The sequence below is a fragment of the Vibrio sp. V31_P5A7T61 genome, from assembly GCF_009904895.1.
GTDB lineage: Bacteria > Pseudomonadota > Gammaproteobacteria > Enterobacterales > Vibrionaceae > Vibrio > Vibrio metschnikovii.
The window spans coordinates 245,418-257,833 of sequence record NZ_WXWI01000029.1 but is presented as its reverse complement, the minus strand read 5'-3'; the positions used below and the strand labels follow the sequence as shown (position 1 = coordinate 257,833).

6 protein-coding genes are annotated in these 12,416 nt (G+C 45.6%); 2 read left to right on the top strand and 4 right to left on the bottom strand.

Annotated features, from left to right (window positions below; genetic code table 11):
* Positions 1 to 16: 16 nt before the first annotated feature.
* A complete protein-coding gene (locus CAG58_RS07320; RefSeq protein ID WP_158137179.1) occupies positions 17 to 973 on the top strand; it encodes an AEC family transporter in 957 nt (318 codons plus the stop codon).
* Positions 974 to 1,245: 272 nt separating this feature from the next.
* Here CAG58_RS07320 and glgB read toward each other — a convergent pair whose 3' ends face one another.
* From glgB to CAG58_RS07305, 3 genes are all read right to left on the bottom strand, one after another.
* Entirely contained in the window at positions 1,246 to 3,444 is a 2,199-nt protein-coding gene (glgB, locus tag CAG58_RS07315) for a 1,4-alpha-glucan branching protein GlgB (protein ID WP_332402197.1), read from the bottom strand.
* A 297-nt stretch (positions 3,445 to 3,741) separates the two neighbouring features.
* On the bottom strand, positions 3,742 to 5,922 hold the full coding sequence (gene malQ, locus CAG58_RS07310; protein WP_158137178.1) for a 4-alpha-glucanotransferase: 2,181 nt from the start codon (positions 5,920 to 5,922) through the stop codon (positions 3,742 to 3,744).
* Between the two features lie 100 nt (positions 5,923 to 6,022).
* Entirely contained in the window at positions 6,023 to 8,476 is a 2,454-nt protein-coding gene (locus CAG58_RS07305) for a glycogen/starch/alpha-glucan phosphorylase (protein WP_154170814.1), read from the bottom strand.
* 494 nt (positions 8,477 to 8,970) lie between these two features.
* On the opposite strand from CAG58_RS07305, the gene malT reads away from it, so the two are divergent.
* Positions 8,971 to 11,679, top strand: coding sequence for an HTH-type transcriptional regulator MalT (malT, locus tag CAG58_RS07300; protein WP_004396825.1), 2,709 nt, complete (start codon positions 8,971 to 8,973; stop codon positions 11,677 to 11,679).
* A 55-nt stretch (positions 11,680 to 11,734) separates the two neighbouring features.
* Here the strand turns inward: malT and CAG58_RS07295 are convergent, their stop codons facing one another.
* Positions 11,735 to 12,091 carry a YibL family ribosome-associated protein gene (locus CAG58_RS07295; protein WP_161425816.1) on the bottom strand — a complete coding sequence of 119 codons (357 nt, stop codon included), beginning with the start codon at positions 12,089 to 12,091 and terminating at the stop codon, positions 11,735 to 11,737.
* Positions 12,092 to 12,416: the final 325 nt, after the last annotated feature.

The window sequence follows — 12,416 nt, the reverse complement described above, 5'->3', positions numbered from 1 at the left end:
CATTGGAAGGTCCATCATGCAAGCGCTCATCACCCAACTGCAATTTTCAGCCTCCATTACCGGCCCGATTTGTTTAATGTTACTGTTGGGGGTATTACTCAAGCGTGTGCAGTTGATTAACGATAATTTTATTGATGTTGCCTCAAAACTGGTTTTTCAAGTCACACTCCCGGCGATGCTTTTTCTCAGTATTGTCGGAGCCGAGCATGACTTCTCTTCCAGTCTGTCCTTGATTGTTTTTGGGCTCGTTGCTAATTTTATTTTTTTCTTGTTTACCTGCTGGATGACTCAGCGACAATTTCATCATCCTCAAGATCAAGGCGTGATCATTCAAGGCGGCTTTCGAGCCAATACCGCAATCATAGGCTTGGCATATGTTGCTAATTTATATGGTAATAGTGGGGTCGCATTAGCCGCGATTTATGTCGCAACAACAACGGTGCTATATAATATTCAAGCGGTGATCGCTTTAACGCCAAAAGGCGAAACACAAGGAACGAAGGCACTCACAACGATACTCAAAACATTGACGAAGAACCCGTTGATTATCGCGATCCTACTTGGGGTATTGTGTTATGCGATAGCACTACCGATCCCTACTATGATCAGCGAAGCAGGACACTATTTTGCCAACATGACTCTGCCTCTTGCTTTGCTCTGCACCGGTGGCTCACTGAATATCCAATCACTAAAAAATGATTCCCGATCGACTTGGTTTGCGACTCGCTACAAACTGCTTTGGTCACCGCTGTTGATCACCAGCGCTGCATTATGGTTTGGCTTTCGGGGTATGGATGTCGGGATTATTCTATTAATGACTGGAGCACCAACCGCTGCCGCAAGCTATGTCATGGCGAGAGCGATGGGAGGAAATGCACCACTCGCTGCAAACATTATCGCCTTAACGACGGTGTTTTCTTTTATCAGTTGTACCTTAGGGATTTTCTTACTCTCAAGCTTGGCGCTTATTTGATGAACGTAATGTAAGGATGTTGAATGAGGCGGATTTTTTGCGAACTGCCTCTCAATTGCAATTTGCAAATGCAATTATGAAACACGACGCTATAAAACTGCGAAAATCAGTCCATTTTGCTGGTTTTGTCACCAAAAAATATTGGCACGGTAATTGTATTGTAATAAGTGACCCTTTTAAGCCGAGGGTCACCTAGCCAACTGACGTTGTTAGTGAATATTTTGTTCACAAATAGATAGCCAGCCGCCCAATTGCGACTGGCTTTTTTTTTGCTAATTCAGTTTGTAAAATAACGTCGCTAACGGTGGAATACGTAACCGCAGTGATTGTGCTAACCCTTCGCTCGGCACACGATCGCTGTTGACGACCGATAAAACGTCAAAACCACTCCCGCCATATCGCTTTTCATCCGTATTCAAGAGCAATTGATAAGTGGCCGAGACAGGCACACCTAAACGAAACGCTTCGTGTGGTACTGGCGTAAAATTGGTGATCACCAACACGCGCTCACCTGCACTATTGATCCGCTCATGAGCGATAATGCTCGCATCAGCCGCATCTTGTAGACGCCATTCAAACCCTTGAGGATCACAATCCAGTTCGTGCAGCGCGCTGTGTGTACGATACAAGTGGTTCAAATCGCGGACTAAGTTTTGTACCCCTTTATGACGCTCAAACTCCAACAAAAACCATTGCAGTTGATCATCGTGGTTCCACTCCCCCGTTTGTGCGAATTCAGCGCCCATAAAGTTAAGTTTCTTACCTGGTTGACCATACATGTAACCCAAATAGGCACGCATATTCGCGGTTTGCTGCCATTCATCACCGGGCATTTTGTAAATCAATGACTGTTTACCGTACACCACTTCATCGTGTGACAGCGATAAAACATAGTTTTCACTAAAGGCATAAATTAATGGGAAGGTTAAAGTGTTGTGATGATATTTACGATGCACCGGATCTTCTTTGATATAAGAAAGGCTATCGTGCATCCACCCCATATTCCACTTAAAGCCAAAGCCTAACCCCCCAACAAAGGTTGGGGCAGAAACGCCAGGGAAAGCCGTTGACTCTTCAGCAATGGTCATGGCATTCGGGAAATGCTTATACACTTCTTCATTCATCCATTTCAACATCGCAATCGCGTCGTAATTTTCACGTCCCCCATCAACGTTCGGGATCCATTGATCATGGCTACGCGAGTAATCGAGATAAAGCATAGAAGCAACAGCATCGACTCGTATGCCATCAATATGGAACATCTCAAACCAATAGAGCGCGTTAGACACTAAGAAGCGGCGCACATGTTCACGACCTAAATCATAAATATAGGAATTCCAATCTTGATGCCAGCCACGGCGAGGATCAGGATCGTGATACAGCGGCGTACCATCAAAATTCGCTAACCCATGGGAATCGGATGGAAAATGGGCAGGAACCCAGTCTAGCACCACTCCAATTTGCGCCTGATGGCACTGATCGACAAAATATTTAAAATCATCCGGCGTGCCATAACGACTGGTTGGAGCGAATAACCCTATCGGCTGATATCCCCAAGACCCATAAAAGGGATGCTCAGAAACTGGCATTAACTCTACGTGGGTATAGCCCATATCCACCAGATAAGGTACTAGCTGATCAGCCAATTCACGATAAGTTAAAAAGCGCCCATCTTCACCGCGCTTCCAAGACCCCGGATGCAACTCGTAAAAAGACAGTGCTTGTTTGCGCTTTTCGGAAATGGGGCGCTGTTGCCATTGAGTATCTTGCCATTGATAGCGGCGATGATCGTAAGTCACGGAAGCTAAAGAAGGATACTGCTCAGCATAGCAACCCCATGGATCAGCCTTATGAGGTAAGCCTTCCCCATGAGGACCTTTCAGTTCGAATTTGTATTGTGTTCCTTCGGGTAAATTAGGAATAAATAATCCCCAGATACCATAATCAAGGCGTTGCATCGGATGGCGACGCCCATCCCAGTGGTTAAAAGCACCGATTAAACTGCAAGCTGAAGCATGAGGCGCATAGACTAAAAAACGAGTTCCGCTGATCTGCTGTCCATCACGCTCTAAGGTAACAAATTGCGCTCCCATATGATGGTACATCTGCTTGGGCGTATGCAGCTGTTCAAATTCAGCATATAAGGCATGATATTGGTAAGGGTCATCAATGATTTGCTCTGTGCCAGCCCAATCAACCGCCAGCTGGTAATGGGTAAACCGCAGATCATGATCGGATTTTAGAATAAACCCATCGAACTCATCACGCTCTAAGGCGATTCTTGGTTGCCCTTCTAAGAGCAGCTCAACCTTATCTGCATTAGGCAGCCATACCCGTAGTGCTCCTTGCTCTTGTGGAAGATAAGGACCCAAAAAGGCAAAGGGATCGGCACATGCAGCATGCAATAATTGTTGATAGGTCTGCTGTAACTTAACGATTTTTTTCAGCGGTTTCTTTTTTACGGGGTTCAATATACTTACTCCTAACCAAGACTCTCAAAAGGAAAAACGCCCGCGAAGAGCGGGCTTGCTAGCATGGCATCCATGACCTTGAGTTTGACAGATCCGATTTGTGCTGTAGTAGACACTCGGAATTTATTCGATCATTTAGCCTGATACATCTTAACTAACCCAGTAAAAACATGGAGTGACCTAGCGTTTATTTCTTAACCTTAACTCAAAAAGATGCCGTATTATCGACAGAAACGGCACAGTGATGAGTGAACAACGCCAGTATCATCGCCGCCCAAAGGCGGCTACTCCGGTTTATTATTGGCTCGCTTTCGCGCGAATCTGGGTCAATTTAGTCGCAATACGATTAACATCGTCGCGGGCAAAAATCTCATCTAAGTTCATCGATAGCTTACGACGCCAGTTAGGATACTCATTTACGGTACCTGGAATATTGACGGGCTTATCCATTTCCAGCCAATCTTCTAACTGAACGCTGAGTAACGCGGAAGAACCCGCCGCAACGTGCAGTTGCAATGCTTCACTTAAGTAAGAGTCCATAGGAACTAACTGAGCATCACGTCCAATGCTTGCTGGTAAGTAACCGTGCCAATCAACCGAATTCAGTATGCCTTGCTTACATTTCAAACGATCCGTAAACAGCTCTTGCAGTTGCGCTTCATCAGGATACAAACCAATCTCGCGGCCCATTTTCAAATCATCACAATGCCAAAAACCACGTAACGTCGGCATATCATGAGTACATAAGGCCGCCATCGATTGCTCGGCATAATGAGTCGGAGAAATAAACCCACCGTCTTCTTTTGAAGTTTCAAAGAAAAAGACTTTGTAAGAGTGCACCCCTGCATCGCGCAGCAATGCGACAATTTCATCAGGAACGGTACCTAAATCTTCACCGATCACGCTACACTGGTGACGGTGCGATTCGAGCGCCAAAATAGCCAGCATATCTTTCACTGGATAATAAATGTAAGCCCCTTGAGTGGCATTTTCACCTTTCGGGATCCACCATAAACGCAGCAAGCCCAGCACATGGTCAATCCGTAACGCACCACAATGTTTCATGTTGGCACGGAGCAGCTTGATGTAAGCATCGTAAGCAGTGGCGTGTAAGGTTTGTGGATTAAGTGGCGGCAAGCCCCAATTTTGCCCCAAAGGACCCAGCACATCCGGTGGCGCGCCAATACTGGCATCCAAGACTAAGCTGCCGTTATCCGCCCATGTTTCAGCGCCAGAGTCAGCGACTCCCACGGCGAGATCGCGATATAAACCAACCGCCATGCCTTTTTCATCAGCTAACGCTTGTACTTCATTAATTTGTGTATCGGCGACCCATTGCAAATACATATAAAGATGAACACGCTCACGATGTTCTTCAATGTACTTTTGCACCGCCGCATTATCAAAGTGACGGTATTTTTCAGGGAAAACTGGCCACCCCCACACTTGGTTATCTTGTGCATGCAAATCCGTGTGCAATGCATCGAATGCGGCTTGGTGAACCAGACTTTCGCCACCTTGCTCAACAAAAGCTAAGAAGGCACGCGCGCGATCGGTATTATTATCCAAATGGCGGCGCTTAAACTCATTAAACAGTAACGGCAAGACACTCATTTTAAGCTCGGCCACTTCGGTATAATTGACCCAGTGAGTTTCACGAACTTTTTGCAAACGTTGCTGAAAATCCTGACTACCGACTTGTTGCTGAGCTTCAGCACTGAGTGCAAACTCAGGTACCGAGCTAACATCGATATACAGGATATTTAGCCAGCGACGTGAAGAAGGGCTATAAGGGCTGGCCCCTTCAGGGTTAGCAGGAAATAGAGAATGAATCGGGTTTAAACCCACAAAATCACCGCCACGCGAAGCGATATCCGCCACTAGCTGCTTGAGATCGCCAAAATCGCCCATCCCCCAGTTGTGTTGGGTACGTAAGGTGTAGAGTTGAATGCTTGGTCCCCACAGTTTTTTACCTTGAACCAAAGCCGGTTGCTTAAAACACGCTCGCGGCGTGATGATCAGCGTCATCGTATACGGTGCTTTGCGCCGCTTACGAGTAACCAATAAAGTATGATATCCCCACGCCAAACCGCTTGGCAACGCAAACACTAAAGGGCCACCCTCTGCACGCTCATCACGAACAATTTGTGATTGAAGATAGCCTTCAAGTACTTCTCCCTGCTCGGTTTCTATCCGCCAATTAAATTCACTTTCCCGAGCGCTGACACCTAGGTAGAGTGGAACTTCAACCGCATCCCCTTCTGAGATCACCAATACAGGATCCAAGACATCTTTTTTATGTTTTTTCTGAGCTGACGCTAATAACGTTTGATCATTAGTTGTATCGTAACCCAAAGACGCCAAAAGACGACGAATAGTGTCGTCTGAAACGGTGGCCTCGTCTCCCCAAGCGCTGACATAGCTATCGGCAATTCTTGCCATCTCTGCGACTTGTTTTAATGCATTATGTTCTTTCATCGCTTTCTCCGAAGGGACTGCTTACCCCTCAAAAATCATGTAGGGTGTATAAGAAAAGAGTTATCCAGCCAAGAGTTTCCTTGGCTGGATAGTCGGTTAATTAGCGTTTAACCGCTTTTAATTTCCAAATATTATTCACGTAATCTCGAATACTACGGTCTGAGCTGAACTTACCCACCAGCGCGGTATTCAAAATGGCTTTTTTCGCCCAGCCAGCTTGATCACGATATTGCTTGTCCATCGCTTCATGAGCTTGAATGTAAGAAGCGAAATCGGCCAGTACGAGGTAAGGGTCTCCGCCATCCAGTAAACTGTCATAAGTCGCGCGCAGCTGTCCCGGAGCACCTGGTGTAAACTCATCGCCCAGCAGTAAATCCATTGACGCTTTCAACAGTGGATCGGCTTGATAATAATCGTAAGGGTTGTAGCCGCGTGCTTTCAACGATTCAACGCCATCGACATCCAAACCAAAGATGTAGATATTCTCATCACCAACTTCTTCACGAATTTCTACGTTTGCGCCATCCATCGTACCGATGGTTAACGCACCATTCAGTGCCATTTTCATATTACCGGTACCTGATGCCTCTTTACCTGCGGTAGAGATTTGCTCAGACACATCCGCTGCCGGAATAATGATTTCCGCCATGCTGACGCGATAATCGGGAATAAATACCACTTTAAGTTTGTGATTCACACGAGGATCGTTATTCACTTTCTCCGCAATCTTGTTCAGCGCGTAAATAATTTCTTTAGCAAGGTGATAGCCCGGCGCCGCTTTCGCAGCAAAGAACACCACGCGTGGCTGCATATCAAATTTTGGATCGTTCAATAAGCGATGATAGAGCGAAAGAATGTGCAACATATTCAGATGCTGACGTTTGTATTCGTGTAAACGTTTGATCTGGACATCAAAGATAGCGTTGGTATCAAGCTCAATACCCATATTGTCGCTTACCCAGTCAGCCAAACGTTGTTTATTGGCTTTCTTAACGGCCATAAACTGCTTTTGGAACGCTTTATCATCAGCATACTTGGCAATCTCTTTAAGCTGATCTAAATCCGCAGGCCATTGGTCACCGATCTTCTCGGTGATCAATGCGGTTAATCCTGGGTTACAGAATTTTAACCAGCGGCGAGGGGTCACCCCATTTGTCACGTTTTGGATCTTACCAGGGTAAAGCTCAACGAATTCGGGAAACAGATCCCGTTGCACTAACGCAGAGTGTAAGGCAGCAACACCATTGACGGCATACGACCCGACAACACACAAGTTAGCCATACGCACCATGCGGTGGAAACCTTCTTGAATGATCGATAATTTTTGCTGTTTGGTTACATCACCAGGCCATTTAGCACGAACGTCTTGTAAGAAGCGATGGTTGATCTCGTAAATGATCTCCATATGACGAGGTAACAAGCGTTGGATTAACGATTCACTCCACGTTTCTAAGGCTTCTGGTAATAACGTATGGTTGGTGTAAGCAAAGGTTTTTGAACTGATTTCCCATGCCGCTTCCCAAGTCAAATCATGCTCATCAATGAAAATACGCATTAATTCAGGAATGGCGATGGTTGGATGGGTATCATTTAACTGAATGGTTTCATATTTTGGTAAGTCTTGTAGCGAGAAACCAGCCGCTTGATGACGACGCAAAATATCACGCACTGAAGCCGCACTGTGGAAATATTGCTGCATCAAACGTAGCGTTTTGCCTTTTTCGTGGTTGTCATTGGGATAAAGTACTTTGGTGATATTACCCGCATCAATCAGCGCGTGCTGCGCTTCAAAATAGTTACCATTATTAAAGCTCTCTAATGAGAACGGTGCAATGGCACGACATTCCCAAAGACGCAACGGGTAAACGGTTTCACTCTGGTAGCCCACAATAGGCAGATCCCACGGCATCGCTTGTACCAACATGCCCGGCACCCAGCGGCGCTTCTCTTTACCTTGATCGTGGTAGACTTCGACATGACCATAAAAGCCAATTTCTTGTTTAATGTCAGGACGAGCCACTTCCCATGGATAACCCTCAATTCCACACCAAGCATCCGGCGCTTCTTTTTGATGTCCATCCTCAAACGATTGTTTAAACAAACCGTACTCATAATGCAAACCATAGCCGACGGTTGGATACTCTTGCGCAGCGCATGAATCCATAAAACAAGCTGCTAAACGACCTAAACCGCCATTACCTAATGACGGATCGCGTTCTTCTTCTAATAAATCCGTCAGGTTCTGTCCAAGTTCACTCATTGCTTGGCCAACCTGCTCATACAAGCCCATGCTGATCAGGTTATTGCCTGTTAGTCGCCCAATTAAGAATTCAAGTGAAAGGTAGTTAACACTTTTCGCGTTAACAATTCGTGGGTCTTGCTCTGTTTCAAGTAAATCAAACGTGGTCAATTCCGCTAGCGCTTGACCCATTGCTAAATACCATACTCGGCTAGAAGCATGTTCAATCGTCGTCGCATAGGTCGCGGTAAGGTGGCGTTTCACGTTTGCTTGAAATAATGCTTTATCAAAAGTTTTCTGTTGCGTAGGTTTCATTGAGAAATCTCACTTTTCGGTTTTAATCCATCTGTGGTCTATCGTGCATTGCCTCTTCCCGCAAAACATCCTCCCACTGAAATGGCAAATTAGGATGAGAAGCAAGGGCGTAGATGCAGCGATAGCCTCGTAGAGGTGATCTGTCTCTCATCGATCAAACAGAGAAACAAACGATGAGTGATAACGATCACAGCAACGCGTTTAGTGAGCATAGTGGTCTCTTTTTACAAAACCCGGACAGCTAGATAAACATTTACTCAAAATGCAACAATGATCACATGACATTATTTTCTGTTGCTTAATTTGCAGCGTATCTCGTGTGCAAGAGATAAATATCAGGGTTATTCACCTCACCAATAAGTGACAAACATCACATAATGGGGGCGTAGTTAGTGAAGAACTGTGAATTTGGCAAGAAAGTCGTCTGGGATCAATAACAGTCTGCGGCAAGTTCCAGTAACATCCCTGTCATTAACGATGACGGGACAAATATCATGTGGATTCCATCGAAATTAACTCGCCCAGGACGGCTACACAACGCGATTGTCCGTCCGCGCGTTTTAGAACTCCTGCAAAAGGCCCCTTGTTATAAGTTGGTCCTTTTCCGCTCTCCAGCGGGTTATGGCAAAACCACCATGGCCGCTCAATGGCTTGCCGATAAACCGAATGTCGGCTGGTACAGTATTGATGAAAGTGATAATGATCCTTTTCGCTTCATGAATTACTTACTGCAAGCGATGAATAAAGCGACTCAACAAAGCTGCCCTAATGCGCAAAAATTGGCAGAACGACGCCAATTTTCATCGCCCCACTCACTGTTTAGCGAAGTTTTTGCTGAGATTTCTCAGTTTGATCAAGAATGCTTTGTCGTGCTGGATGATTATCATCTGATCAGTGATGATGAGATTCACGAAGCGATGCGCTTTTTCCTGAAACATATGCCAGATAATCTCACCCTAGTCGTCACCAGCCGCATGACACCGCCGCTGGGCACAGCGAATCTGCGTGTACGTGATTTAATGATAGAGATAGGTAATGAGTTGCTGGCGTTTGATACCGAAGAGACCACGCGTTTTTTCAACCAGCGTGTCGTGGAAGGTATTGATGACGTCACCGCCCTCAACCTGCGTAATTATGTTGAAGGTTGGCCTTCAGCATTACAACTTATCGCCTTACAAGCACAACATCAAAAGCGCACCTTAGCCCAGTCGGTTGAATCGGTCGCTCATTTTAACCATGCCCATTTATGGGATTACTTAGTTGAAGAAGTGTTTGATTTACTGGATAAAGAAACACGCCACTTTCTGATGCAGTGCTCGGTATTGGATCACTTTAACGACAGCTTAGTCAGCGCCTTAACACAACGAGACGATGCCCTAAGTATGATTGAATCACTCAATCGGTATGGTCTGTTTATCTATCCGTTAGAAGGAGATCACAACTGGTATCGCTTTCATAATTTATTTGCTGAATTTCTTGCCCATCAACGCATGGCACGGATCCCTCAGCAAGAGCAAGAATTACATCGCTCCGCCGCGCGCGCCTGGCTTGAAGCCTCTACCCCACATCAAGCCTTACGTCATGCTAACTTAGCGCAGGATACCGATCTTTTAGCGAGTATTTTGACTCAACATGGTTGGAAAATGTTCAACCAAGGTGAGCTTAATGTCCTTGAGTCGGCCATTAATCTCCTCGCGCCACAACAGCTTTATAAAGAACCCAAACTCTGTTTACTGCAAGCTTGGTTGGCACAAAGCCAACATCGCTACGATACCGTGGGCGCGATGCTTGAACAGGCAGAAAAAGAGATGCAAGCGCTGAACGTCGAACTCAGTAGTAAACAGCAAGGTGAGTTTAATGCGCTATTGGCTCAAGTCGCAATCAACAAAAATGAGCCCGAGAAAGCCTTAACCCTCGCTGAACTGGCATTAAGCCAATTAGACAGCACCGTGTATCGAAGCCGCATTGTTGCCACATCGGTTGTTGGAGAAGTGAACCACGTTCTTGGTCACCTCAGTCGTGCGCTATCAATGATGCAACAAACCGAAAAACTGGCACGGCAATATCAAGTCTACCATCAAGCGCTCTGGGCCTTATTGCAACAGAGCGAAATCTTAATTGCTCAGGGCTACGTGCAAGCGGCTTTCGAAGTGCAAGATAACGCCTTCAAGCTGGTGGAGGAGCAGCATTTACACCAAGTTCCCTTACATGAGTTTTTACTGCGTATTCGCGCCCAAATTCTCTGGTGTTGGAATCGTTTAGATGAAGCAGAAGAGTGTGCCCACAAGGGGTTAGAAGTGCTTGGTCAACATTCACCGAGTCAACATTTACACAGTTATTCAATGTTGGCACGTATCGCGGTTGGCCGTGGAGAGCTGGATAAAGCCGGGCGTTATATCGAGCAAGTCCATCACCTGATCAAACAATCACAGTATCATGTCGACTGGACGGCGAACGCCTCATTATCGTTATTATTGTATTGGCAAGCTCGTGGGGATAAAACCGCGATAGAACATTGGTTGACCACTACCCATCGACCAGAAAAAGCTTATAACCATTTTTTCCAACTGCAATGGCGCAATATTGCTCGCGCACAAATTTGCCTCGAACAGTATCCGGAAGCGAAACAAACCTTAGCATTTTTACAACAGCAAGCGAGTGAGTACCAACTACTGACCGACTTAAATCGCAACTTAATTGTTGAAGCCACGCTCGCCGCGCTCGGCAATGATGATGAACTCGCTCGTGATAAGCTCAAAGAGGCTCTACGCCTCACCAATCAAACGGGCATGGTGGGTAATTTTCTGATCGATGGACAAAAAATTGGCCATTTACTGGAAAAAATGGTTCACCGCGGAGAATTAGGCGATCTAGAGCGCCATCGCGCCCAGCTATTGATTAAGGAGATATCAACCTCTCAGCGCAGCCGCTCCATTCATTTTGATGAAGAATTTGTCGAAAAGCTGATTAACCATCCCAATATCCCTGAGCTGGTTAGAACCAGTCCGCTCACTCAACGTGAGTGGCAAGTGCTTGGGTTAATTTATTCAGGCTTTAGTAATGAGCAGATTGCTCAAGAGCTTGATGTGGCAGGAACGACCATCAAAACGCATATTCGTAACCTGTATCAAAAGCTGAATATCGCCAACCGTAAGGAAGCGATGCATACCGCAGAAAACTTATTACAGTTAATGGGATATTAAAATATCTCGAACCTCGGCCTACTGATTGGATTATAACAAGTAGGCCGACCGTCGATTAAAATGGTTTAGGCGCAAAACCAGTCATCACTTCGACCCGTAAGGCTTTACCAATTTTGGTGGTAGGATGAACAATAACAAGCCCTTTAACGGATTTTTTCAGCTTCCCTAAATCGGCCTGCTCTTCTTTAGTCAACTCACGATAAAACGGCATATCCGCCAGCATTTTGCGCTCTTTGTTTAGCTCATATTCTGCTTTGTTCTTCAAACTATTAATTTGTTTGGTCAACTGATCAACGTCATCCGTAAACTTACTCACCATAGCGCTGTCACCGCGAGTCTTGGCCGATTCTAACTTATGAGAACAAGTATCAAGGCGGCTGTGTAATTTTTGCAGATCGTTTTTTAAACTCATGGGGCTTAAGGCTCTTACCGATAAATGGGCACGGATTATAGCATAGGAGAGGCAGAGTGTTGAAACACAAAAACATCGATTCTTGCTCTTGGATTGCTCTCACCGTATAGCGCTGTGAACATCAGATGACCACAAGGTCCGGCTTCTTGAGCAAGTGATATCGAGTCCCCGCTCTTTGATAACCATAAAAATGTGAGACACCACATAGTAATCTTTCATTCACCGTTAAATATCTGCACTAGTATTATGGTAATAGCCTGCATCGCTGACAATGATATCGATAAGATAACCAATCATTCTCACGCCACGAAATGATCAAGCAGGC